We start from the raw sequence: 23,867 nt of genomic DNA, 5'->3' as shown, positions 1-23,867 counted from the left end.
CCCATCAGGCTTGTGCAGCCAGCCCGTTTGTCGTTGGTGCAGCGCCCTGCTCTATTGGCAGGATCAGGTGATCGGGCACTGTGCCGTGCCATTTTTTCGCACATACGTAATACAGGGCCGCAGGCAGTACCAGGCCGATGATCCAGGAGATATCCACATCACCCAGCGCGGCAACCAGGGGGCCGGTGTAGAACTTGGTAGAGATGAACGGCAACTGCACCAGCACGCCGAACACATAGACGCTGATACCCAGCAGGTTCCAGCGACCGTAGCGGCCATTCGGGTCGGCCAAGGCCGGTACGTCGTAACGTTCACGGGTGATGCAGTAGTAATCCACCAGGTTGATTGCACTCCAGGGAGTGAAGAACGCCAGCAGAAACAGGATGAAAGACTTGAACGCACCGAGGAACGAGTGCTGGCCGAGCAACGCGATCAGGGTTGCAGTGCCGACGATCACCAGCACGAACACCAGACGCTGCAGGCGGGTGACCTCCAGGCGACCACGGAAGCCGCTGACGATGGTCGCAATGCACATGAAGCTGCCGTAGGAGTTCAGGGTAGAGATGGTGACCTTGCCGAACGCGATGCTGAAGTACAGCAGCGCAGCGGTGGCGCCCGTACCACTCAACCCAACGATGTAGGCGACTTCGTGACCGGCAAATTGCCCGTTGGACATGGCCGCGGCAAACACGCCAAGGACCATCGCCACCTGAGCACCAATGACTGAACCTGCGCCGGCGGCGAAAAAGGTTTTCAGCGAAGATGTCTTGCTTGGCAGGTAACGTGAATAGTCCGCCACGTAAGGGCCGAAGGCGATCTGCCAGGAGGCCGCGAGCGACACCGCCAGCAGGAAACTGCTCCAGCTGAAGTGGCGGATCTGCAAAAGCGCGCCAACGTCGGTCTGGCTCATCAAACGACTGAACAGATAGACAAAGGCAATCACGCCAATGACGCTGGCGACTCGCCCGATAAAGTGGATCACCCGGTAACCCAGTACGGTGACCAGTACGATCACGCTGGCAAAAATCAGGATACCGACGCTGTCGCTGACCCCGAACAACTGGCCCAGCGCCTGCCCCGACAGTACGGTGCCGGTCGCGGTGAAACCGAGATACATCAAGCAGACCAGCACAATCGGGATGGCTGCACCATAAACGCCGAACTGCACCCGGCTGGAGATCATCTGTGGCAGGCCAAGCTTTGGCCCTTGCGCCGCATGCAACGCCATGACGCCGCCGCCGATCAGTTGGCCGATCAATAGCCCGATCAACGACCAGAACACATCACCGCCGAGTACCACGGCCAAGGCCCCGGTGACAATCGCGGTGATTTGCAGGTTGGCACCCATCCACAGGGTGAACTGGCTCAATAGACGACCGTGTCTTTCCGCTTCCGGGATGTAGTCGATCGAACGCCTTTCGATCAACGGGGTGGTGTCATTTGCAGCCATGTTGTTCAACCTCTGATGGATTGTTTTTCGGTGGTGCGGGTGAAACATGTCTTGGTACACAGCAGGGCAAATGTGGGAGCTGGCTTGCCTGCGATGCGGGCGACTCGGTCTCTCAACAGAACCGAGGGGATGCCATCGCAGGCAAGCCAGCTCCCACACAAGCCAGCTCCCACAGAACCCGGCCAGTTGTTACTTGATCATCGGCAGGTTGAGGCCCTGCTCTTTGGCGCAATCGATGGCGATCTGGTAACCCGCATCGGCGTGGCGCATCACCCCGGTGGCCGGGTCGTTGTGCAGCACGCGGGCAATGCGCTCAGCCGCTTCGTCGGTACCGTCGCAGACGATGACCATGCCCGAATGCTGGGAGAAGCCCATGCCCACGCCGCCGCCGTGGTGCAGCGATACCCAGGTCGCGCCGCTTGCGGTGTTGAGCAAGGCGTTAAGCAGTGGCCAGTCGGACACGGCGTCGGAGCCGTCCTGCATGGCTTCGGTTTCGCGGTTCGGGCTTGCAACCGAGCCGGAGTCGAGGTGGTCACGGCCGATCACTACCGGCGCCGACAGCTCGCCGCTGCGTACCATTTCGTTGAACGCCAGGCCGAGCTTGGCGCGCTGGCCCAGGCCAACCCAGCAGATACGTGCCGGCAAGCCCTGGAAGCTGATGCGTTCGCGGGCCATGTCCAGCCAGTTGTGCAGGTGCGCGTCGTCCGGGATCAGCTCTTTGACTTTGGCGTCGGTCTTGTAGATGTCTTGCGGGTCGCCTGACAGCGCAGCCCAGCGGAACGGGCCGATACCACGGCAGAACAGTGGGCGGATGTAGGCCGGCACGAAGCCTGGGAAGTCGAAGGCATTTTCTACGCCTTCTTCCTGGGCCATCTGGCGGATGTTGTTGCCGTAGTCGAAGGTCGGAATACCTTGTTTCTGGAATTCCAGCATGGCTTTGACGTGCACGGCCATCGACTGCTTGGCGGCCTTGATCACGGCAGCTGGCTCGGTCTTGGCGCGGGCGCGGTATTCGTCCCAGGTCCAGCCAGCCGGCAGGTAGCCATTGAGTGGGTCGTGGGCGCTGGTCTGGTCGGTGACCATGTCCGGGCGCACGCCGCGCTTGATCAGTTCCGGCAGGATTTCGGCCGCGTTGCCCAGCAAGGCGATGGAGATGGCCTTGCCTTCTTTGGTGTATTTGGCGATGCGGGCCAGGGCGTCGTCGAGGTCGGTGGCTTGCTCGTCGACATAACGGCTGGCCAGACGGAAATCGATGCTGACCTGCTGGCACTCGATGTTCAGCGAGCAGGCGCCAGCCAGGGTTGCAGCCAACGGCTGAGCGCCGCCCATGCCGCCAAGGCCAGCGGTGAGGACCCAGCGGCCGGTGAGGTCGCTGTTGTAATGCTGGCGGCCGGCTTCGACGAAGGTTTCGTAGGTGCCCTGCACGATGCCCTGGCTGCCGATGTAGATCCAACTGCCGGCGGTCATCTGACCGTACATGGCCAGGCCCTTGGCATCCAGTTCGTTGAAGTGTTCCCAGCTAGCCCAGTGCGGCACCAGGTTGGAGTTGGCGATCAGCACGCGCGGCGCGTTGCTGTGGGTCTTGAACACGCCGACCGGCTTGCCGGATTGCACCAGCAGGGTCTCGTCGTCATTCAGGTTGGTGAGGCTCTCGACGATCTGGTCGTAGCACTCCCAGTTGCGCGCCGCACGGCCGATACCGCCGTACACCACCAATTCTTTCGGGTTCTCGGCCACTTGCGGGTCAAGGTTGTTCATCAACATGCGCAGCGGTGCTTCAGTCAGCCAGCTTTTGGCGGTGAGCTTGTTACCGCGGGCAGCACGGATTTCGACGTCACGGTATTTAGTAGGCTTGGTTTTCGAAAAATCGGTCACAGCTGGACTCCTCGGCATGATGCGCGAACTTGGATGGTGCGAAGCAGAGTCTTACGCACACATCTTTACTTGTATGTACAAGCATATGCAATCAAGCGGCCAACTTGGTGGGGGAGCGTGTGAGATTTTTTTGGGAGGCGTGTGAAAGCCTTGGAAATTAAGGCTTCCAGGCTTGTTGAAATTTCTTACAGAGGGAGTTTGCGGACGGGGAAATTGCTAACGATTGCCTGGCGTTGCGCCAAGCTGGGGCATTCGGTAACAAATTGGTGCGCGGCTGGAAACAGCTCTTATGAACACTGAAAAGCAAATGTGGGAGCTGGCTTGCCTGCGATAGCGGTGTGTCAGCATCAGATCTGCTGATCTGACACACCGCTATCGCAGGCAAGCCAGCTCCCACAGTTTTTTAACCGCGTGCGGTCAGTTCGATTACGCAGCAGCGGCCGGTGACGGAAATATCCAGCAGGTCATTGTTACCGTCGATTTGCAGGCAATCGTGATGGCCGAGCTTTTCACCCAGCACCTTCACCTCATCCGCCACGCTGAACACCAACACCGTGTGCGCCGTGCTGAAAAAACGCTGCACACCATCCATCCACTGCAACCGCGCGTGGTAACGCTCAGGCGAATAAATCAGGTTGAAATCGCGAATGGGTCCAGTGATCAGGCGGCAAGACACTTCACTCTCACCCTTGAACGCAAATGCCTGCAACGGTAACAACCCACGCTGCTCCTCACCATCCACGGTCAGGACCATACCCGCGCCTTTGATCACGGTGATCACACGCTGGTAGCCGGCAAAGGTAGAAAACCCGCCCGACTCGGCAATATCGGCAATCGACAAGCGCCAGCCAAAGCCATCCAGGCCAATGCCCGCGTCACGGGTGATTTCTTCGGTGCTGCCGCCGCCGTTTTTCCACGGCATGCGGATGTAGTCGGCGGCGCGCCAGACTTTCACTTCACTCATTTACTGAAACGTCCTTCCAGGCTATGACGGGAACCGGGGTGGATCAAACGCGCGGCGGTGACCGGCTGGCGGCCGGACCAGGTGCGGCGGCGAATCAACAGGCAGGGCTCGCTTGGCTCGATCTGCAACAGCTTGCACTCGGCAGCGTCGGCGAGGATCGCTTCAACCACATGCTCGCCCTCGGTCAGTGGCGCGACCTGGTTGAGGTAGGCGTAGGGTGTTTGCTGGGTGAAATCCTGCTGCAAGTATTCCGGCGCAACCAGGGCGTTGACGAAGCGATCTTCGATTTGCACCGGAATATCGTTTTCGAAATGCACGATCAGCGAGTGGAACACCCGCCCGCCCTCACGCATCTCCAGCGCCACGGCGCGCTCGGAGCCGGCGGCCTCTTCGCCCAGGTGAATAACCTGGCAGGTATGCCGATGACCGCGCGAGGCGATCTCATCGGCAATGTTGTGCACTTCAAACAGCGCCGACTGGCTCTTGGGCTCGGCAACGAAGGTGCCGACGCCCTGCATGCGCACCAGCAAACCTTCGGCGGTCAGTTCACGCAGCGCGCGGTTGATGGTCATGCGGCTGAAGCCAAGCTGGTTGACCAGTTCACTCTCCGACGGCACGCGGTAATGCGGCGGCCAGTTGCCGTTGAGGATCTGCTGGCTGATCATCTGTTTGACGCGGGCATACAAGGGCGCCGGACTTTCGTCCATGTGGGCAGCCAGCGAAGACTTGGCAGGCGGAGTCGGCACAGGGAATCCTTGCAGGGGGAAAAGATGCATAGATTGCCGGAGTTTACCGAGCAGGCAAACGTCTGTATATGTATATACAAATAAACACACGACCGGGGTGCCTTGATCATGTCCGCTTTCTTTGCCGAACGCGCGCTGCTGCCTAATGGATGGGCCAACGATGTACGCTTTGAAGTCAGCGCCGATGGCGTGCTGACCCACGTTGAGCCCAATGCCAGTGCAGACGCTGCCGAACGGCTCAGAGGCCCGGTTCTAGCGGGCATGCCTAACCTGCACTCCCATGCGTTCCAACGCGCCATGGCCGGTTTGGCCGAAGTGGCCGGCAACCCGAATGACAGTTTTTGGACCTGGCGCGACTTGATGTACCGCATGGTCGGCAAGATCAACCCGGAACAACTGCAGGTCATCGCCCGCCAGCTGTATATCGAAATGCTCAAGGCCGGTTACACCTCGGTGGCCGAGTTTCATTACGTACACCACGACGTCAGCGGCCAGGCGTATGCCGACCGCACGGAGCTGTCGCAACAAATCAGCCAGGCGGCCGCCAGCAGCGGTATCGGCCTGACGCTGCTGCCGGTGCTCTACACCCATTCAGGCTTTGGTGGCCAGGCGCCGAATGAAGGCCAGCGGCGCTTTATCAACAGCACCGAAGATTACCTGGACCTGCAAGCACGCCTGAAGCCCATTCTGGCGGCGCAGCCAGCGCAGCAACTGGGCCTGTGCTTCCACTCGTTGCGTGCCGTTACACCCGAACAGATCAATGCTGTGCTGGCCGCCAGCGACAAGGCGTGCCCGGTGCATATCCACATTGCCGAGCAGCAAAAAGAAGTCGACGACTGCCTGGCCTGGAGCGGCAAGCGCCCGCTGCAATGGCTGTATGACCATATCGAAGTGAATGAGCGTTGGTGCCTGGTACACGCCACCCATGCTGACGCCGATGAAGTCACGCGCATGGCCAAGAGCCGGGCAATCGCCGGTTTGTGCCTGACCACCGAAGCCAACCTGGGCGACGGGATTTTCCCGGCGGTGGATTTCCTCGCTCAAGGCGGGCGCATGGGTATCGGTTCCGACAGCCATGTGTCACTGAGCGTGGTGGAGGAGTTACGTTGGCTCGAATATGGCCAGCGCCTGCGCGACCAGCGGCGCAACCGTCTGTATCGCAGTGATCAACCAATGGTTGGCCGCACGCTGTTTGATGCTGCGCTCGACGGTGGCGCCCAAGCGCTGGGGCAGCCGATTGGTCGGCTGGAAGTCGGCAAGCGGGCAGATTGGATTGTGCTGGACGGCAAGGACCCGTACCTGGCGACGGCGACCGAGGATGGCATTCTCAATCGCTGGCTGTTCGCCGGTGGTGATCGCCAAGTGCGTGATGTGCTGGTCAACGGCAAGTGGGTGGTGCGCGATGGGCATCATGCCAGCGAGGAAGAAAGCAGCCGGGCGTTTACACAAGTCTTGAGAGATCTGCTGGGCTAACAGGCAACACATAACAAATGTGGGAGCGGGCTTGCTCGCGAATGCGGTGTGTCAGTCAGAACATCTGATACTGATACACCGCATTCGCGAGCAAGCCCGCTCCCACATTTTGATCGGCGACACGCTCAGGTTATTGCGAGGTCTTCGCCATCTGTTTGTCCGACGTACGCCAGATCAGCCGCGTGGTGTCATACCCCTGCTGCCGCGCCCGGCTCAGCAGGTCTTCGCGGGTGTCGGCATTTACCGTTGGCGTGCGTGACAGGATCCACATGTAGCGCCGGCTCGGGCTGCCGACGATGGCGGTCTTGTAGTCATCACTCACGTACAGCACCCAGTAATCACCCTTGGCAACGCCCGGCAACAGCGCGGTGAACCAGTTATTGAATTCCACCCAGAGCTTGTCGGTCTTGCCCGGCACTTGCGGCGTGGCCGTGCCCTTGGCTTCTTCCCACTTCCACTCTGTGGTCAGGCAGCGGTTGAACACCGACATGTCGCCATCCGGCAACAGGGTGTATCGGGCTTCGGACTGCGCGCAGTTGCGCTGGAAGTACATCGGCAATCGGGCCAACTCATACCAGGTGCCCTGGTAACGCTTGAGGTTGACGTTGCTCGCGGTCTTGGGTTGCAGATCATCGCCAGAATGGCTGGCGCAGCCCGCCAAAAACAGACTGGCGCAAAGAAACAAAACAAAACGCATCATTCTTCTTCTCCCGCAGGCTCGCGCCCCGGTTTACTTCAGGCCTTGCCCGGAAAACATCAGAACTTTGTCACCGGCGTACTGCACGCTGATAAAGCTGTTTTTATCGCCCCACGTACAGCTGGACATGCCCAGCGCACCGGAACAATCAGTCGGCTTACCCAGCAACGACTCCACCTCGGCCTTGGCCATGCCAGCCGACAGCTTCGCGTAATTTTCTTGATTGACCTTACTGCACGCGGCTAGCAGCACGCAAAAAGCCAGCAAGGCGAGACGGCGTAAAGACATGGAAAAGCTCCTGGAGAGACAAAGCAGCTGGGGTATCTGCCAGAAGCTTAGAAGGGAAAAGGGGTGTCTGGTTCCCGATGAGGGGTGGTATTTCTTTTTTCTGCGCACCGGTACTTTTCAGCGCCTTTTCGAACGTAAAACCCCAACCTTTCATCAGTCCAACGCTACGATCAGACCAAATAAAGACTAATATCGGTCCACCATCGAGGCAGGGCTTACCCGTGAAATTCTCATCCCAGATAAAACCGATCAGCTACCTGAAAAGCCATACGGCTGAGATTGTCAAAACCCTCACAGAAAGCCGCGAACCGCTGGTTATCACTCAAAACGGTGAGGCAAAGCTGGTGGTGATGGACGTAAAGAGCTTTGAAGAACAGGCGGAAACCATGGCCTTGTTAAAGCTTTTGGCCCTGGGTAATCGACAGATTGAATCAGGTCAGTTTGAGGATATGGAGGACGTATTCGCAGAGCTGGACAAGGACGACGCTCAATGACGTTCAGGGTTGTGATTCTTCACTCAGCAAAGAACGACCTTAAAGACATCAAGTCATACCTCATTCGACAATTCTCTGCGTCAACCTGGCAAACGACCTTTGAATCGTTGAAACACGCTATGCGCCGCCTCGAAACTCAGCCTTATGCAGGCTCGATACCGGAAGAAATCGAGCGGCTGAATATGAGCCAGTATCGCCAAGTGGTGAGTGGCATGAACCGGATCATCTACGAAATCCGTGAACAAATCATCTATGTCCACATCATCGCCGACACTCGAAAAAACCTGCAGGCACTGCTGCTGAAAAATCTTATCCAGTAAACAAAAAAGCCCCGAAACGCTGTAGGCATTTCGGGGCTTTTTGATCACCACAAATGTTTACTTCTTGTGATAAGCCGTCACACGCTCAACTTCTTCCTTCGAGCCCAGGAACACCGCCACACGCTGGTGCAGGCCTTCCGGCTGGATGTCGAGGATGCGTTGGTGGCCGTCGGTGGACGCGCCGCCCGCTTGCTCAACCAGGAACGACATCGGGTTGGCTTCGTACATCAAACGCAGCTTGCCCGGCTTGGAAGGCTCGCGGCTGTCACGTGGGTACATGAACAGGCCACCACGGGTCAGGATGCGGTGTACGTCAGCCACCATCGCAGCGACCCAGCGCATGTTGAAGTTCTTCTTCAACGGGCCTTCTTCGCCGGCCATCAACTCGCCCACGTAGCGGGTCACAGGCTCTTCCCAGTGGCGCTGGTTGGACATGTTGATCGCAAATTCCTGGGTGGAGGCAGGAATGGTGATGTCTTCGTGGGTCAGTACGAAGCTGCCCATTTCACGGTCCAGGGTAAAGCCTTTAACGCCGTCGCCCAGGGTCAGCACCAGCATGGTCTGCGGGCCGTAGATGGCGTAGCCGGCAGCGACCTGCTCGGTGCCTGGCTGCAGGAAGGCCTTTTCGTTCAAGGCTTCGTTCTGGCTCAGGTATTCATTCGGGCAGCGCAGTACCGAGAAGATGGTGCCGACCGGTGCGTTGATGTCGATGTTGGACGAGCCGTCCAGTGGGTCGAACACCAGCAGGTACGCGCCTTTCGGGTATTTGCCCGGGATCTGGTAGGCGTTGTCCATTTCTTCGGACGCCATGCCGGCCAGGTGGCCGCCCCATTCGTTGGCTTCGAGCAGGATTTCGTTGGAAATCACGTCGAGCTTCTTCTGCACTTCACCTTGGACGTTTTCAGTGCCCATGCTGCCCAGAACACCACCCAGTGCGCCTTTGGACACGGCGTGGCTGATTTCCTTGCAAGCACGCGCCACCACTTCGATAAGGAAGCGCAGATCGGCAGGCGTGTTGTTGCTGCGGGTCTGCTCGATCAAATAGCGACTCAGGGTAACGCGGGACATGGAAGGCTCCGGAAAATGGGGGGCTTAAAAACCCGCGCAGTTTAACGCGAGTCGAGGGTTATTTCCTCTAATCAGAGGATTTAACCCCAATAGAGTTCACGGTTTGACCTGGGGCTTGCGCAACAGACTGTAGGCCATGGCCCCCAGCGCTGCCACACCGAGCAGCAGCACCGCCCACAGGCCAAGCTTCTTCCAGTCCGTACCCGCTTGGGGCGAAGCGGCAATCGCAGGCGACTTGAGCGTCACCTCTCCTGCGACCGTAGCCTGCCCCAAGGTCTTGATACGCTCGGCGCTGTAGTCGGGAATCAGCGTCGACAGCGGCAAGTTCGCGGCCTTTATCGACGGGTTGCCCAACGCCAGGGTAAACGGCGGCTCACCGCGCGCCAGGAACACCAACTGCGTGGCACGCACGGCAAAGCGCAAAGCTGGCGCGTCCACGCCCAGGCCGCCGCCGCGCTCGTCCACCTGCAACTTGAGTTCGCCTACGGCCACGCCTGGCAATTGCAATTCATCCTGCACCACGTCCTGGCCATTCTGGGCCAGGCGATACAGCAAGCCATTGCTCAGCGGTTGCCAGGCCTGATTGGCTTCGCGCCGCCCCGCCAACTTCACGGGCGCCAGCGTGTTGGGCTGCTTGAGCTCGACGCGCAAGCGCTCTATGTGCAGCCCTGTTGGCAGTTGCCAGCTGTATTCACCGGCCTTGAGCCGCGTGCCCGCTAGCGGCTGCGACCACACCAACGGCAGCGGCAAGCTGCTGCGGGTCGCGCTGACCAGTTTGGCCGACGTCAACTGCGGCGCCGCCTGCCCTTGCCATACCAGGCGCAGATACCGCGCCGATTGCCCCGGCAAGCTCACGTCATGCTGCTCGACACGCTCGTCGGCAAACGACAAGCGCGCCACTTGCCCGTCGCCCCATGCCTGCCAGTGCTGCAAGTCATCGCTGGCTTCAATGCTGAAACGCTGGAAACCGTCCTGCTCACGGCTCCAGTCCAGACTCAACTGCTGCAACGGCGCCTTGATCGAACTGGCGTCCAGCACCCAGCCCCGCAGCACTTGCGCGCCGGTTTTAGGCGGGAGCACTTGCAGCAAGGTGCCTTCGGCGGTGGACTTCATCACTACATTTGGCACGCTTTCACGGGTGTCGGCAGCGTACAGAGGGAACCACTTCACATCGGTCACGTCGCGGCTTTCGGTACGTTGCGCGGACTGGCGCGACAGCGCATACGCCTGTGGCTCGCCGGCGGCATTGAACACGCGCACATCACTCAGGTCAGCCTGGCGCGCAGCCAATTGCACGCTCAGCGGCAGCTCCAGGCGATACCAGGGGCCATTGCCGCTCACGGCCAGCGGCACGTGCGTGGTGAAGTCGGCCGGCCCTTCCTGCGCGTACACCGCCGAACACATCAACCATAACGCCAACCCGCTCAGACTCAGCTTGCCCATCAAGAAGATGCTCCCTCGGTTGCAGTCACAGGTTCGGCACGCTTGGGCGGCAGCGGTGCAAAGTAGCCCACCACCAGCAACAACCCGCCCACGCCGATAAACGATACGATCCGCGCCAGACCGCCACGGTTGCTCAGCTCAACAAAGAACAACTTGGCGACCACCACGGCAATCAGCGCCGCGCCGATCAGCCACACTTCGCGTCTGTTGCGCAGGTGGCCGCCGATCATCAGGCCCAGGGCGATAAGGGTCCACACAATCGACAGGCTGGCTTGCACCAACATCGATTCCAGCAACGTATCCAAGTCAAATGGCACACCGCCCCAATGATGGGCGGTGCGCATCACCAAGGCCGTAAAGAAGGCAAACAGCGAAACACCCACGACCCCTTGGGCAAGCCGCTCAGCCTGCGGCGCCACAGTGCGCGACCACACGTAAACACCCAGCAGCGCAAACAGCAGCCCCAGGTCCAACGGGTTGAGCAGCGGTATATACGGCAACGGCTCGGCCGTACCGTCGCTGAACGTATTGGCCAGCCAGAACCATGCAAGCATCAATACCGCCAACGGCAGCGCCGCCAGCACGCGGTATTCACGCGGGTACGCCGACACCGGCCACGGCCAACGACGTGGCGAAGCGGCCAGCACCAGATACAGGCTTGGCAAGATCGCCCAGCCCAACCAGCGCCAGGCGTTGTAGTGATCCGAGAGCAACAGCAAGCCGTAGCGTAGCTCCAGCGCCAGCACGCCAATCAACACCCAGCAGCCCAACACATGGGCCATGCTCAAGGGACGCGGCTCGACGAGTTGCGCCAGGCGGCGCAGCGACACGCCATGCACGACAAATACCGCAATCCAGGCCAAAGCAGCGAAATTCGCCGCAGGGTGGTAGTACTCATTCCATGCGCCCGCCAACACCAGTCCGGAAACCGGCATCAGCAAGGTAGACGCCACGCCCAACGCCGCCCACCGCAGCCGCAGCGCCAGCACGGTCCAGAGCGCTACGCTCAACGCAGCCGCCAACAGCAACAGCGTGGCATGCAAGGCCACAGGCGCCGAGCGCAACACTTCACCGCCCAGGGCCAGCGCCCACCACGCCACGCCCCAGGCCAACAGCACATGCGCCAGGTACCCACGAGGCAAGCGCCAGGCGCTGGTCATGGCGGCGATGGCCATGATCATTGGCGTCCACACATTGGCCACCGGGTCGAGCACAAACAACACGCCTGCAAGCAGTTGCACCGCGACACCGCAGTACACAACCGCTTTGGACGCGATCAATCGCCCGGCCCAGACTGTCGCAAGACCGGCCAGCGCCCAACTGATCACGCTGCCCTGCGTCGACAGCAACAACGCCGGCAGCAGGTATGCACACGCCAGGCCAAGGGCGGCGAGCCACGGCGCGCCTTGGCGTTCCCAATTTCGGCTCTGCTCCGGCAGCGATTTGTGCACTTGATAAAAGGTAAACAGCAGCGCAACGCCGAGCAGCAACGCCCCCAATGGCAGCCCTTGCAACAAGGTGCCCGTGCCACTGCGCAGTTCGCTGAGGAAGATCAGCGTCGATCCCAGTTGGAGCAACAAGGCGAACGCCCGCGCCAGGGTTTTATGCTGGCGCATGCCCAACCAGAAGATCCCCGCGCCCTCAACCGCCCACGCGGCCGCCGTCCAGCGCGCATCAAGGCCCAACGGAATCGCCAGGCTGGCAAAGATCACCCCTAGCGCCAGGCATGTTTCGGCCAGTAGCAAAGTGCGTCCACCCTGAAGCAGTCGCGCCAGGACCATATAGATAATGCCCAGGCCCAGTGCGCTGAATGCAGGCGCAAATTCCAGGTGCTGCACCAGCGCGAACTGCAAGCCAAAGCCCACCAAGGGCGGACCAAACAGCAGGCTGCCGTCGACATAATCGCCCTTGGCCGCCGACCAGCGCAGCAGTGCGTCACGTTCTTCAGGTGCGTCGCCCAACGCCTGCAATTTACGTCGGGCATACAGTAGGCCAATAGCCAGGTACATCAGGAAAAACAGGATCAGGAACGGCTCGGTACTCCACAGCAACTCCGGCGCGTAAGCGCGCATGCCCCAAGCGAAACCAATGCCGAAAGTGCCGAAAAACCCGATCAGGTTGAGCACGCGCCAGGCCTTGAACCAGGCGATGGCGAGAATGCCGGCATTGAGCAGGGCGAAATAACTGAACAGCGCCACATGATTACCGGCGCCGGTGGAGGCCAGAATCGGCGCAGCAAAACCACCCAGCGCCGCCGCGCAGGCAAGGCCGAGGGCGTCCTGGCTGATTGCCAGGGTGGCCGAGAACACCGTGATCACCACCAACAAGGCAAACGCGGCGCCTGGGTCAATCAGTGGGTGCAGGCGCATCGCGGCGAACACCGTCAGGTACAACACGGCAATGCCGGTGCCTTGCAGCATCAGCCCGTAATTGCTGTTGCGCAGCCGCAGCCACCAGCCCAGGCCCAGCAAGGCGATGGCGGCGCCAGCAACTCCGGCGTAACGCAGTTCGATCGGCACCACCACGCCTTCGGTGGCATAACGCAGCAAAAACGCCAGGCCGAGAAACAACAGCACCACGCCAACGCGCAGCACGGTATTGCCGCCGAACAGCCAATCGCGGGCGCCGCGGATGGCGCGCTCGATCAGGTTGGGGCTAGGTGGGGTGACGGGTTGTTGAGGGCGTGGCGTGGCAACCCAGACATCATCCGGCAGCGGCTGGCTCGGTTCGGCAACCATGGCGACAGGTGCCAGCTCGGCAGGCAGTTCCCAGACCAGCTCGGGCGGCTTGGTGACAGGTGCGGGTTCGGGAATGGGCGGTTCGACGGTCGCGCTACGGGTCGGCGTGGGCACTTCCAATTGCCGCAGACGATCGCCTAGGGCGATCAACGCCTTCTGTGTGGTTTCCAACTGACGCGCTTGTTGGTCCGCCTGAGCCGACAGCCTCGACAGGCGAATCGCCTGGCCAATGCCCAAGCCCAGCAGTGCACCGATACCGGCGTCGGAAAACGACTCATCGAGCGCCCAGCCAAGCACCAGGCCAATCAGCATGAAGATCCATTGCATGGTCGATATCCCTAAGCGAACCGGGCCTTAGTATATCGACGCAAAGCCAATGTGGGAGCGGGCTTGCTCGCGAATGCGGAGTATCAGTTAACAAATATGTCGACTGTCACACCGCATTCGCGAGCAAGCCCGCTCCCACATTTTAGTATTGCGCTGTTTAGTCGAGGGCTTTCCAGATCTCGGTGGCGTATTCGCGGATGGTGCGGTCCGAGCTGAACCAGCCCATGCGCGCGGTATTGAGCACCGCCGAGCGCCACCAGGCCTTGGAATCGTGCCAATGCGCCTCGACCCGGGCCTGGGCGTCCCAGTAAGCGTCGAAGTCGGCGCATACCAGGAAGCGGTCGTAGTCGATCAGCCCGTCGATCAAGCCCACATAACGGCCCGGGTCATCCGGCGAGAACACCCCGCCACGGATCGCTTGCAGCACATCGTTAAGGCGATGGGACGCGGCAATGTCCGGCCCGGCGTTGAACTCACCGGCGTGCTTGCGCGCTTCCACCTGCTGGGCGCTGAGGCCGAAGATAAACATATGCTCGGCGCCCACGCGCTCGTGCATCTCCACGTTGGCGCCGTCCATGGTGCCGATGGTCAGCGCGCCGTTGAGGCCGAACTTCATGTTGCTGGTGCCGGAAGCTTCAAAACCGGCAGTGGAAATCTGCTCCGACAAATCCGCTGCCGGGATGATGCTTTCCGCCAGGCTGACGTTGTAGTTGGGTAGGAACACCACCTTGAGCAAACCGCGCACGGTCGGGTCGTTGTTCACGGTGCGGGCGATATCGTTGGTCAATTTGATGATCAACTTGGCCTGGTGATAACTGGCGGCCGCCTTGCCCGCGAAGATCTTCACGCGCGGCACCCAGTCGGTGCCCGGCTCGGCACGAATGGCCTGGTACAGCGCCACGGTGTGCAGCAGGTTGAGCAACTGGCGTTTGTATTCGTGGATGCGCTTGACCTGCACGTCGAACATCGCCGCCGGGTTCACCGAAATACCCAGGCGCTCGTGGATGATCTCAGCCAGCGCTCGCTTGCTGTGCAGGCGCTGATCGGCGAAGGCTTTGCGGAAGGCCTGCTTCTCGGCGAAGGTTTCCAACTCCGTCAGGCGCGTTTCCATGGTGTCGAGAATGTCCGGGCCCAGCGCTTCCACCAGCATCTCGGTGAGCTTGGGGTTGGCCTGGTACAGCCAGCGGCGGAAAGTAATGCCGTTGGTTTTGTTGTTGATGCGCTCCGGGTACAGCTTGTGCATCTCGGAGAACACCGTGCTGCGCATCAACTGGGTGTGCAGCCCGGAAACGCCGTTAACGCTATGGGAGCCAAGGAACGCCAGGTTACCCATGCGCACGCGGCGGCCGTTGTCTTCTTCGATCAGCGACACGGCGCGCAATACGTCGAAATCGTGGATGCCCTTGGCGCGCAGCGAATCGATGTGCTGGGCGTTGATCAGGTAGATGATCTGCATATGCCGGGGCAGCATGCGTTCCATCAAACCGACAGGCCAGGTTTCCAAGGCCTCGGGCAACAAGGTGTGGTTGGTGTAGGAAAGGGTTTCAACGGTCACATCCCACGCGGCTTCCCACGGGATGTCGTGCAGGTCGACCAGTTGGCGCATCAACTCGGCCACGGCGATGGACGGGTGGGTGTCGTTGAGCTGAATCGCGGCGTGTTCGCCCAGGCTCAGTACCGAGCCGTGCATGTTCTTGTGGCGGCGCAGCAAGTCTTGCAGCGAGGCCGAAACGAAGAAGTATTCCTGGCGCAGGCGCAATTCCTGCCCTGCTTCGGTGCTGTCGGCCGGGTAAAGCACTCGGGAGATGCTTTCGGCGCGCGCCACTTCAGCGACGGCGCCCAAGTGGTCACCGGCGTTGAAACGCTCCAGGTGCAGGTCTTCCACGGCGCGGGCACGCCACAGGCGCAGGGTGTTGACGCTGGCACCGCGCCAGCCGACCACTGGGGTGTCGTAAGCCACCGCGCGCACGGTTTCGTTGGGCGTCCACACCTGGATCATCTTGCCGGTGGCATCCGCCAGGGTTTCGACGCTGCCGCCAAAGCCGATCGGGTAGATCACCTCGGCGCGCTCGAATTCCCATGGGTTGCCGAAATCCAGCCAGCGCTCGGTCTGCTCTTGCTGCCAGCCATCGACGATTGCCTGGCGGAACAGGCCGTGTTCATAACGAATGCCATAACCGTGGCCGGCAATGCCCAAGGTCGACATGCTTTCCATAAAGCACGCGGCCAAGCGGCCCAGGCCACCGTTGCCAAGGGCCGCGTCGGGCTCCAGCAGGCGGATGCGCTCCAGGTCCACGCCCAGTTCGGACAGGGCTTCGCGGGCAATTTCCAACACGCCCAGGTTGCTCAGGCTGTCGTAGAGCAAACGGCCAATCAGGAATTCCAGCGAGAGGTAATACACCCGCTTCTGGCCTTTGCGGTAGATACGCCGCGTGTGGTTCATCCAGTGGTCGACCATCTGGTCACGGGCGGCCAGGGCAATGGCTTCGAACCAGTCGTGGTCGAAGGCGTGATCCGGGTCCTTGCCCACCGCGTAGGTGAGTTTGGTCAAGACAGCATCGCGGAATGCGGCTACCTCTGCTTCTCGTGCAAGCGGTTCCTGAGACATCGGTGCGACCTCGGGCGAGATTGAAGGAGTTGCTAGAGCCTAGTCGGTCTGACAGACGGTAGACGTGCTGGTTCGGCAGTTTTTTAACTCATTCACCTATGCGGGAAATTGATGCAGGGGCCGTGCCTGCTTTGCTCCCCTGCACCGTTGGAGATGAAATCTGCAAAATATTGTTCAAAAAACCACCAATCCCGGTATGATCGCGCGCCCGGATACAGCCCCACCTTGGAACCTTGATGAAGCCTCAACTGATCGCCGCCGCGGAACTCGACCGTCTCGAGACCTGGCAGAAATATTCCGCCCACATGTGCGGCGGCTGCGTGTCCAGCTGCTGCACGCTGCCGGTCGAGGTGAAGATCAAGGACCTGATCCGTATTGGCATCGTCGATGAGTTCGAGCGCGGCGACCCGCCGAAGAACATCGCCAAGCGTTTGCAGAAGGAAGGCATCGTCGAGCGCTTCAATTCCAAGTCGGAAATTTTCACCCTGCAGCGCATGAGCAACAACGACTGCCTGTACCTGGATCGTAAGACGCGCTTCTGCACTATTTATGACAAGCGCCCGGATACCTGCCGCAACCACCCAAAAATCGGGCCGCGGCCGGGATATTGCGCGTATAAGCCCAAAGAAGTGGTGCGCGAGACCAAGTTCCGGACCCTCGATAAGTTCTGACCGATCGTACCCCTCGCTCTGCGTGGTTGCGATCAGACAGGCTTCGTACACTGGAAAGATTCTAAGCCTACGCCCATATGGGCCATCTCTGATGGATCAAAGGCTTGCCACCTGACATAGCTACCAGACCGTCGCTGATAACGTTGAGTGTCTTTATTCCAGGAGGATGCTCATGCGCTATTTAAAAGTCACCGCCCAAGATCGCAGCGGCAACGGAAAAGCAGACACCGCGCTGCTGCACTTTCACGACCCGCTGGCCAGCCAGATACGCGAAGCCGTTGCAGTCGACATGAATGCTGATGGCAGCATCGAGTTCGGATTTGCGGGCGATATCAATCACGATGGCAAACAGGGTTTTCAGGACCAATTACTGCTGACGGAGTTTGCCGAAACTTTTCTGCAACTCAACTGGTTCAATATTGGCGATAACTGGGAGCGCTACCTCAAAATTTTTACGAGCGACTACCACAAGGACGGTTCTCCAAACATCGTCACCTGCCAATTCAGTGAGGATAATGGCGACCTCAGTCAGCCTATCCGCATCAAGTGTGCCTCGGCCTATGACGGCGACAATGATGGTGTATTCGACACATTCACCCACAGTGATATCAACTCGGATGGGCGTGCGGACAAAGCTGACAAAATCCAATTAAGCAAAATAGTCAAAACGTTCCTGGCCTTTCGGTGGTTTGGCACCGGACCACAAGGCTGAAGAACGGCCTGCACCTCGACACAATCAAAACCGTAAAAGCATCCCACATTTAAAATGCATCCCCTGTGGGAGCCGGGCTTGCCCGCGATGAGGCCGGCACAGTCACCACAAAAACTGCAGGCATAAAAAAACGCCCCCGGCCTTTCGACCGGGGGCGTTTTTCATTCAGCCTGAGTTAACTCAGTTCTTGGCTTTCTTGGCAGCGCGGGTGCGCTCGCCTTCGTCCAGGATCTTCTTACGCAGGCGGATCGACTTAGGCGTAACTTCGCACAGCTCGTCGTCCTGGATGAATTCCAGGGCCTGTTCCAGGGTGAAGCGAACAGGTGGGACCAGAGCGATGGTTTCGTCTTTACCCGAAGCACGCATGTTGTCGAGCTTCTTGCCTTTGGTTGGGTTAACGCCCATGTCGTTGTCACGGCTGTTCAGACCAACGATCTGACCGTTGTAGATCTCTTGACCGTGTTCAACGAACAGCTTGCCACGCGCCTGCAGAGTTTCCAGGGAGTAGGTCAGCGCCTTGCCGGTTTCTACCGATACCAGAACACCGTTCTGACGGCCGGACATGTCGCCGGACTTCATGGTGTCGTAGCGATCGAAGATCGAGGTCAGGATGCCAGCACCGTTGGTCAGGGTCAGGAACTGGTTACGGAAACCGATCAGACCACGAGCAGGGATGTTGTATTCCAGACGTACACGGCCTTTGCCATCCGGCACCATGTTGGTCAGGTCGCCCTTACGCAGGCCCATTTCTTCCATGACCTTGCCCTGGGATTCTTCAGGGGTGTCGATGGTTACGTTTTCGAACGGTTCCTGCTTCACGCCGTCAACAGTACGGATGATCACTTCTGGACGACCAACGCCCATTTCGAAGCCTTCGCGACGCATGGTTTCGATCAGTACCGAGAGGTGCAGCTCACCACGGCCGGAAACCTTGAACTTGTCAGCCGAGTCGCCTTCTTCAACGCGCAGAGCAACGTTGTACAGCAGCTCTTTGTCCAGACGTTCCTTGATGTTACGGGAAGTCACGAACTTGCCTTCTTTACCGCAGAAAGGCGAGTCGTTTACCTGGAAGGTCATGGAAACGGTTGGCTCGTCAACGGTCAGAGGCTTCATCGCCTCGACGGTGTCCGGCTGGCACAGGGTGTCGGAGATGAACAGCGAGTCCATACCGCTCACGCAAACGATGTCGCCAGCGAAGGCTTCTTCAACGTCGATGCGGTGCAGGCCGTGGTGCCCCATCAGCTTCAGGATACGGCCGTTACGCTTCTTGCCGTCGGCGCCGATAGCGACAACCGGGGTGTTCGGCTTGACGCTACCACGGGCAATACGGCCAACGCCGATAACACCCAGGAAGCTGTTGTAGTCCAGTGCCGAGATTTGCATCTGGAACGGGCCTTCACGGTCAACCTTCGGTGGTGGAACGTGGTCAACGATTGCCTGGTACAGCGGGGTCATGTCTTCCGCCATGGCGGTGTGTTCCAGACCGGCAATACCGTTCAGGGCCGAAGCGTAGATGACTTGGAAGTCCAGCTGTTCTTCGGTAGCACCCAGGTTGTCGAACAGGTCGAAAATCTGGTCCAGAACCCAGTCCGGACGCGCGCCTGGACGGTCAACCTTGTTGATGCACACGATCGGACGCAGGCCAGCTTCGAAAGCCTTCTTGGTCACGAAACGGGTTTGCGGCATAGGGCCGTCTTGAGCGTCAACCAGCAGCAGAACGGAGTCAACCATCGACATTACGCGTTCTACTTCGCCGCCGAAGTCGGCGTGGCCCGGGGTATCCACGATGTTGATGTGGTAGCCGTTCCAGTTGATAGCGGTGTTTTTAGCCAGGATGGTAATACCGCGCTCTTTTTCCTGGTCGTTGGAGTCCATCACGCGCTCGTCGTTGAGCTCGTTGCGCTCCAGGGTGCCGGATTGACGCAGGAGTTTGTCTACCAGGGTGGTTTTACCATGGTCAACGTGAGCAATGATGGCGATGTTACGTAGATTTTCGATCACTTGTGTATCTCGATCAGAGGATTCGGTGTGCTGACAGGTCGTGGCAGCGATTAACAGTAGAGTCAGGCCTTGCCGTTACAGCTTGACGGCAGAGTCGGGGGGCCGGTGACGCAGGCCACAGGCAAACAGCCCCGGGCTCTTAGCTCGGTCGATAAACGCGCACATTGGCATACCCCTCACTGAGCAAATGGTGGGCATGCAGGCGACTCATCACGCCTTTGTCGCAATACAGCAGGTACTGACGGCTGTTATCCAGTTCCTTGAAGCGCGCGTTCAATGCGTAGAACGGCAGCGCTTGCACGTCGATGCCAGCGATTTCCAGCGGCTCATCCTCGGCGGCATCCGGGTGACGGATGTCGACGACGATCTGGCCGGCCAGGGCTTCGCTGACTTCTTCGATTTGCACATCCTGGCCCAACTCATCGATGACGCGATCGATCGGGACCAGTTTGGCGTTCTCGAGCGCACGCTCAAGAATCGCCATATCAAACTGTTGTTCTTCATACTCCACGCGGTTGCGCTTGGCGTGGGTCTTGGGGTTCACCGAAATGACCCCGCAATATTCAGGCATGTGCTTGGCAAAGTCGGCCGTGCCGATTTCTTCTGCCAGGTCGATGATGTCCTGCTTGTGGCTGGCGATCAGCGGGCGCAAGACCAGCTTCTCGGTGACGCAATCAATCAGCGACAGGTTCGGCAGCGTCTGGCTGGACACCTGGGAGATCGCTTCACCGGTCACCAACGCGTCGATCTGCAACTGATCGGCGATTCGCGACGCAGCGCGCAACATCATACGCTTCAATACCACGCCCATATGACTGTTATCGACTTTGCCGAGAATTTCGCCCAGCACTTCCTCGAACGGCACGCTTACAAATAGCACGCGTTGGGAGCTGCCGTACTTCTTCCAGATAAAGTGCGCGACTTCCATCACGCCCAATTCGTGTGCACGCCCGCCCAGGTTAAAGAAGCAGAAGTGGCTCATCAGGCCGCGGCGCATGATCTGGTAGGCAGCCACCGTGGAATCGAAACCGCCGGACATGAGTACCAGGGTCTGTTCCAGTGCGCCCAGCGGGTAGCCGCCGATGCTGTTGTGCTGGCTGTGGATCACAAACAACCGTTGGTCGCGAATTTCCATGCGCACTTCAATTTGCGGCGCTTTAAGGGAAATTCCGGCGGCGCCGCACTCGCGACGCAGCTTGCTGCCGACGTATTTCTCTACATCCATGGAGCTGAAGGTGTGCTTGCCGGCACGCTTGCAGCGCACCGAAAAGATCTTGCCTTCAAGCGCACTGCCGTAGTGCTGCTTGCACTTTTCGGTGATGTCGTCGAAGTCGCCCAACGGGTACTCATCCACCTGCAGGAAGTGCGCGATGCCCGGCATGCAGCTCAGGCGCTCGGTCATGTCCTTCAAGGCTTTGGCGTCGGTAATGCGGGTTTCCAGCTCGAGGTTGTCCCACACGCCGTTCACCACCACAGCCGGGTCCAGGTCTCGGAGCACGGCACGGATGTTCTTGGCCAACTGACGGATGAAACGCGTCCGTACCGGTCGGCTCTTGATGGTGATCTCGGGGAAGACTTTTACGATTAATTTCATGGAAACAGCGCGCGCCGGGCCTGCTGAAAAAGGGGGGCGCGGATTATAGCGGAAATCGCTCAAGGTTTAACCAGTTAATATGCATCACAGACGCAACGCACCAAAACGGGTCATTTGCGCAAATTAACGCTACATTGCAGTGCGTTATTTATTCCGCTTCAGCGGATTGCACCGTTATAGGGGCCATTTTGAAGCAAAAAGGCCATGTTGGCGCACTGGCATGCAATTTGCTCTCTTGTGAGGCAGGTTGCCTTGGTCGAGTATTCGCGCCGGCATCACCCACATTCTAAGGGCTAACTCCACTACCCCAGCCCGAAGCCACCCGGAGGACACCATGTCGAAGTCGGTTCAACTCATCAAAGATCATGACGTTAAATGGATTGATCTGCGCTTCACGGACACTAAAGGTACTCAGCACCACGTGACCATGCCGGCTCGTGACGCGCTGGATGATGCGTTCTTCGAAGAAGGCAAAATGTTCGACGGTTCCTCCATTGCCGGCTGGAAAGGCATCGAAGCTTCCGACATGATCCTGATGCCGGACGACAGCACTGCCGTACTCGACCCGTTCACCGAAGACCCAACGCTGATCATCGTCTGCGACGTGATCGAGCCTTCGACCATGCAAGGCTACGACCGCGACCCACGTGCGATCGCCAAGCGTGCCGAGGAATACCTGAAGTCGACCGGTATCGGCGACACCGTATTCGTAGGCCCGGAGCCAGAATTCTTCATCTTTGATTCGGTCAAGTTCAAGTCCGACATCTCCGGTTCCATGTTCAAAATCTTCTCCGAACAAGGTTCGTGGATGTCCGACCAGGACATCGAAGGCGGCAACAAAGGCCACCGTCCAGGCGTCAAAGGCGGTTACTTCCCAGTTCCGCCGTTCGACCACGACCACGAAATCCGTACCTCCATGTGCAACGCCATGGAAGAAATGGGCCTGGTTATCGAAGTTCATCACCACGAAGTGGCGACTGCCGGCCAGAACGAAATCGGCGTGAAGTTCAACACCCTGGTGGCCAAGGCTGACGAAGTTCAGACCCTGAAGTACTGCGTACACAACGTGGCTGATGCCTACGGCCGTACCGCTACCTTCATGCCTAAGCCACTGTACGGCGATAACGGTTCGGGTATGCACGTTCACCTGTCCATCGCCAAAGATGGCAAGAACACCTTCGCTGGCGAAGGTTATGCCGGCCTGTCCGACACTGCCCTGTACTTCATCGGCGGTATCATCAAGCACGGTAAGGCCCTGAACGGCTTCACCAACCCGTCGACCAACTCCTACAAGCGTCTGGTCCCAGGTTTCGAAGCACCGGTAATGCTGGCCTACTCGGCGCGTAACCGTTCCGCTTCGATCCGTATTCCTTACGTGTCCAGCCCTCGCGCTCGCCGTATCGAAGCACGCTTCCCGGACCCGGCAGCCAACCCATACCTGGCCTTCGCTGCGCTGGTAATGGCTGGCCTGGACGGTATCCAGAACAAGATCCACCCAGGCGACGCCGCCGACAAAAACTTGTACGACCTGCCGCCTGAAGAGGCCAAAGAGATCCCACAAGTGTGCGGCAGCCTGAAAGAAGCCCTGGAAGAGCTGGACAAGGGCCGTGCGTTCCTGACCAAAGGCGGCGTTTTCAGCGACGACTTCATCGATGCCTACATCGAGCTGAAAAGCGAAGAAGAAATCAAAGTACGCACCTTCGTACACCCACTGGAATACGAGCTGTACTACAGCTGCTGACCCGGTAGCGCTGCTTAACGCGGCGTAACGAAAAAGACCTCCCTTGGGAGGTCTTTTTTTTGCCTGGCGTTTAGCGAGCCGGGGCGTGGCGGTCGAGCAGTTTGCCCACCATCAAGGTGCCGAGGGCACTGAGCTGGTGAATCGCCAGGACGGTATCGCGGTGCTTGCCTTCCAGCGCCTCGGACAAATCAAGCAACAAGGTGCTGACCGAGGTAAAGGCTTCGAAGCTGTTGACCAGCAGGGATTCGTCGTCGCTGCCAGGGTCGATGGTGAAAACGCTCGGAGGCGGATTTGGAGTTGCTTTGAACATGTCTTAACTTCCTCGAATGAGGCCGCCATCGACTCGCTACTAAACGATAGGGTGGCAGCTGTGCGCAGGTTAGTAGACCGGGGAAGTTAAGCAAAAGCCGGCGCACCCGAAGGTGCCCTACGCACAGCCGCCATATAGGTCGGAGTGGTACGACTTAACTTAACCCTCAGGCTACTAAACCCGATCGCTGATGAGCAGCGACCGAGCAACCTTAGACACGACAAGCCAGCCGTACAAGCCGGCGGATTCTGGCGCACCTGTAGGCAAGCACGCAAGTTAAGGTAGCCTCTGGCTGACACTGCTGCAGGCTTGCAACCCAATTGAAGATGTGGAAGCTGGCTTGTTGT

The 23,867-nt window shown here is 59.3% G+C and carries 19 protein-coding genes; 6 read left to right on the top strand and 13 right to left on the bottom strand.

The genetic code is table 11. The annotated features are described in order from the left end of the window. Positions 1 to 4: 4 nt before the first annotated feature. From K0H48_RS03630 to hutC, 4 genes are all read right to left on the bottom strand, one after another. The gene (locus K0H48_RS03630) at positions 5 to 1,450 is read right to left on the bottom strand and encodes a cytosine permease (protein ID WP_219266431.1); all 1,446 of its coding nucleotides are present in this window, start codon (positions 1,448 to 1,450) and stop codon (positions 5 to 7) included. A gap of 189 nt (positions 1,451 to 1,639) precedes the next feature. Further along, positions 1,640 to 3,343, bottom strand: a complete 1,704-nt coding sequence (hutU, locus tag K0H48_RS03625; protein ID WP_219266430.1) for a urocanate hydratase — start codon at positions 3,341 to 3,343, stop codon at positions 1,640 to 1,642. Between the two features lie 385 nt (positions 3,344 to 3,728). Beyond that, on the bottom strand, positions 3,729 to 4,289 hold the full coding sequence (locus K0H48_RS03620; RefSeq protein WP_219266429.1) for a HutD family protein: 561 nt from the start codon (positions 4,287 to 4,289) through the stop codon (positions 3,729 to 3,731). Continuing rightward, a complete protein-coding gene (gene hutC / locus K0H48_RS03615; protein ID WP_178112710.1) occupies positions 4,286 to 5,065 on the bottom strand; it encodes a histidine utilization repressor in 780 nt (259 codons plus the stop codon). The genes K0H48_RS03620 and hutC overlap by 4 nt, the downstream gene beginning before the upstream one ends. Before the next feature lie 78 nt (positions 5,066 to 5,143). Between hutC and K0H48_RS03610 the strand changes: the two genes are divergently transcribed. Next, the gene (locus K0H48_RS03610) at positions 5,144 to 6,508 is read left to right on the top strand and encodes a formimidoylglutamate deiminase (RefSeq protein WP_219266428.1); all 1,365 of its coding nucleotides are present in this window, start codon (positions 5,144 to 5,146) and stop codon (positions 6,506 to 6,508) included. Between the two features lie 130 nt (positions 6,509 to 6,638). On the opposite strand, the gene K0H48_RS03605 is transcribed toward K0H48_RS03610, so the two are convergent. Continuing rightward, entirely contained in the window at positions 6,639 to 7,208 is a 570-nt protein-coding gene (locus K0H48_RS03605; RefSeq protein ID WP_025859016.1) for a lipocalin family protein, read from the bottom strand. A gap of 30 nt (positions 7,209 to 7,238) precedes the next feature. After that, on the bottom strand, positions 7,239 to 7,493 hold the full coding sequence (locus K0H48_RS03600) for a hypothetical protein (RefSeq protein ID WP_017849914.1): 255 nt from the start codon (positions 7,491 to 7,493) through the stop codon (positions 7,239 to 7,241). A 221-nt stretch (positions 7,494 to 7,714) separates the two neighbouring features. Between K0H48_RS03600 and K0H48_RS03595 the strand changes: the two genes are divergently transcribed. Both K0H48_RS03595 and K0H48_RS03590 read left to right on the top strand, forming a co-directional pair. Continuing rightward, positions 7,715 to 7,987 carry a type II toxin-antitoxin system Phd/YefM family antitoxin gene (locus K0H48_RS03595; RefSeq protein WP_065930790.1) on the top strand — a complete coding sequence of 91 codons (273 nt, stop codon included), beginning with the start codon at positions 7,715 to 7,717 and terminating at the stop codon, positions 7,985 to 7,987. Beyond that, entirely contained in the window at positions 7,984 to 8,307 is a 324-nt protein-coding gene (locus K0H48_RS03590; protein ID WP_219266427.1) for a type II toxin-antitoxin system RelE/ParE family toxin, read from the top strand. Before K0H48_RS03595 ends, K0H48_RS03590 begins: the two co-directional genes overlap by 4 nt. Positions 8,308 to 8,364: 57 nt before the next feature. On the opposite strand, the gene K0H48_RS03585 is transcribed toward K0H48_RS03590, so the two are convergent. From K0H48_RS03585 to K0H48_RS03570, 4 genes are all read right to left on the bottom strand, one after another. Further along, entirely contained in the window at positions 8,365 to 9,375 is a 1,011-nt protein-coding gene (locus K0H48_RS03585) for a class 1 fructose-bisphosphatase (RefSeq protein ID WP_003237460.1), read from the bottom strand. A gap of 96 nt (positions 9,376 to 9,471) precedes the next feature. Then, positions 9,472 to 10,818, bottom strand: coding sequence for a DUF3999 domain-containing protein (locus K0H48_RS03580; protein WP_219266426.1), 1,347 nt, complete (start codon positions 10,816 to 10,818; stop codon positions 9,472 to 9,474). Then, positions 10,818 to 13,883, bottom strand: a complete 3,066-nt coding sequence (locus tag K0H48_RS03575; protein ID WP_219266425.1) for a DUF2339 domain-containing protein — start codon at positions 13,881 to 13,883, stop codon at positions 10,818 to 10,820. The genes K0H48_RS03580 and K0H48_RS03575 overlap by 1 nt, the downstream gene beginning before the upstream one ends. 157 nt (positions 13,884 to 14,040) lie before the next feature. After that, positions 14,041 to 16,491 (bottom strand): glycogen/starch/alpha-glucan phosphorylase, encoded by a 2,451-nt coding sequence (locus K0H48_RS03570; RefSeq protein WP_219266424.1) that lies wholly within the window; start codon positions 16,489 to 16,491, stop codon positions 14,041 to 14,043. Between the two features lie 236 nt (positions 16,492 to 16,727). Between K0H48_RS03570 and K0H48_RS03565 the strand changes: the two genes are divergently transcribed. Together K0H48_RS03565 and K0H48_RS03560 are read left to right on the top strand one after the other, a co-directional pair. Then, positions 16,728 to 17,162, top strand: a complete 435-nt coding sequence (locus K0H48_RS03565; RefSeq protein ID WP_016972268.1) for a YkgJ family cysteine cluster protein — start codon at positions 16,728 to 16,730, stop codon at positions 17,160 to 17,162. 172 nt (positions 17,163 to 17,334) lie between these two features. Next, a complete protein-coding gene (locus tag K0H48_RS03560) occupies positions 17,335 to 17,874 on the top strand; it encodes a hypothetical protein (RefSeq protein ID WP_219266423.1) in 540 nt (179 codons plus the stop codon). A gap of 180 nt (positions 17,875 to 18,054) precedes the next feature. On the opposite strand, the gene typA is transcribed toward K0H48_RS03560, so the two are convergent. Both typA and thiI read right to left on the bottom strand, forming a co-directional pair. Beyond that, the gene (typA, locus tag K0H48_RS03555) at positions 18,055 to 19,875 is read right to left on the bottom strand and encodes a translational GTPase TypA (protein ID WP_053140412.1); all 1,821 of its coding nucleotides are present in this window, start codon (positions 19,873 to 19,875) and stop codon (positions 18,055 to 18,057) included. A 139-nt stretch (positions 19,876 to 20,014) separates the two neighbouring features. Continuing rightward, entirely contained in the window at positions 20,015 to 21,469 is a 1,455-nt protein-coding gene (gene thiI / locus K0H48_RS03550; RefSeq protein ID WP_056860657.1) for a tRNA uracil 4-sulfurtransferase ThiI, read from the bottom strand. A 334-nt stretch (positions 21,470 to 21,803) separates the two neighbouring features. On the opposite strand from thiI, the gene glnA reads away from it, so the two are divergent. Next, positions 21,804 to 23,210, top strand: a complete 1,407-nt coding sequence (gene glnA, locus K0H48_RS03545; RefSeq protein WP_110622433.1) for a glutamate--ammonia ligase — start codon at positions 21,804 to 21,806, stop codon at positions 23,208 to 23,210. 70 nt (positions 23,211 to 23,280) lie between these two features. On the opposite strand, the gene K0H48_RS03540 is transcribed toward glnA, so the two are convergent. After that, complete coding sequence (locus tag K0H48_RS03540) at positions 23,281 to 23,520, bottom strand: DUF6124 family protein (protein WP_219266422.1); 240 nt, start codon at positions 23,518 to 23,520, stop codon at positions 23,281 to 23,283. Between the last annotated feature and the right edge of the window lie 347 nt (positions 23,521 to 23,867).

The sequence above is a fragment of the Pseudomonas sp. Xaverov 259 genome, assembly GCF_019352915.1.
In the GTDB taxonomy this organism is placed as follows: domain Bacteria; phylum Pseudomonadota; class Gammaproteobacteria; order Pseudomonadales; family Pseudomonadaceae; genus Aquipseudomonas.
Note: the sequence above shows the minus strand (reverse complement) of the source record. Positions and strands in the feature narration are given on the sequence as shown.

Bases quoted from the DNA above. Each gene is read 5' to 3' on its own strand.
- K0H48_RS03630 (WP_219266431.1), bottom strand. From the start codon at position 1,450: ATGGCTGCAAATGACACCACCCCGTTGATCGAAAGGCGTTCGATCGAC.
- hutU (WP_219266430.1), bottom strand. From the start codon at position 3,343: ATGCCGAGGAGTCCAGCTGTGACCGATTTTTCGAAAACCAAGCCTACT.
- K0H48_RS03620 (WP_219266429.1), bottom strand. From the start codon at position 4,289: ATGAGTGAAGTGAAAGTCTGGCGCGCCGCCGACTACATCCGCATGCCG.
- hutC (WP_178112710.1), bottom strand. From the start codon at position 5,065: ATGCATCTTTTCCCCCTGCAAGGATTCCCTGTGCCGACTCCGCCTGCC.
- K0H48_RS03610 (WP_219266428.1), top strand. From the start codon at position 5,144: ATGTCCGCTTTCTTTGCCGAACGCGCGCTGCTGCCTAATGGATGGGCC.
- K0H48_RS03605 (WP_025859016.1), bottom strand. From the start codon at position 7,208: ATGATGCGTTTTGTTTTGTTTCTTTGCGCCAGTCTGTTTTTGGCGGGC.
- K0H48_RS03600 (WP_017849914.1), bottom strand. From the start codon at position 7,493: ATGTCTTTACGCCGTCTCGCCTTGCTGGCTTTTTGCGTGCTGCTAGCC.
- K0H48_RS03590 (WP_219266427.1), top strand. From the start codon at position 7,984: ATGACGTTCAGGGTTGTGATTCTTCACTCAGCAAAGAACGACCTTAAA.
- K0H48_RS03585 (WP_003237460.1), bottom strand. From the start codon at position 9,375: ATGTCCCGCGTTACCCTGAGTCGCTATTTGATCGAGCAGACCCGCAGC.
- K0H48_RS03580 (WP_219266426.1), bottom strand. From the start codon at position 10,818: ATGGGCAAGCTGAGTCTGAGCGGGTTGGCGTTATGGTTGATGTGTTCG.
- K0H48_RS03575 (WP_219266425.1), bottom strand. From the start codon at position 13,883: ATGCAATGGATCTTCATGCTGATTGGCCTGGTGCTTGGCTGGGCGCTC.
- K0H48_RS03570 (WP_219266424.1), bottom strand. From the start codon at position 16,491: ATGTCTCAGGAACCGCTTGCACGAGAAGCAGAGGTAGCCGCATTCCGC.
- K0H48_RS03565 (WP_016972268.1), top strand. From the start codon at position 16,728: ATGAAGCCTCAACTGATCGCCGCCGCGGAACTCGACCGTCTCGAGACC.
- K0H48_RS03560 (WP_219266423.1), top strand. From the start codon at position 17,335: ATGCGCTATTTAAAAGTCACCGCCCAAGATCGCAGCGGCAACGGAAAA.
- thiI (WP_056860657.1), bottom strand. From the start codon at position 21,469: ATGAAATTAATCGTAAAAGTCTTCCCCGAGATCACCATCAAGAGCCGA.
- glnA (WP_110622433.1), top strand. From the start codon at position 21,804: ATGTCGAAGTCGGTTCAACTCATCAAAGATCATGACGTTAAATGGATT.
- K0H48_RS03540 (WP_219266422.1), bottom strand. From the start codon at position 23,520: ATGTTCAAAGCAACTCCAAATCCGCCTCCGAGCGTTTTCACCATCGAC.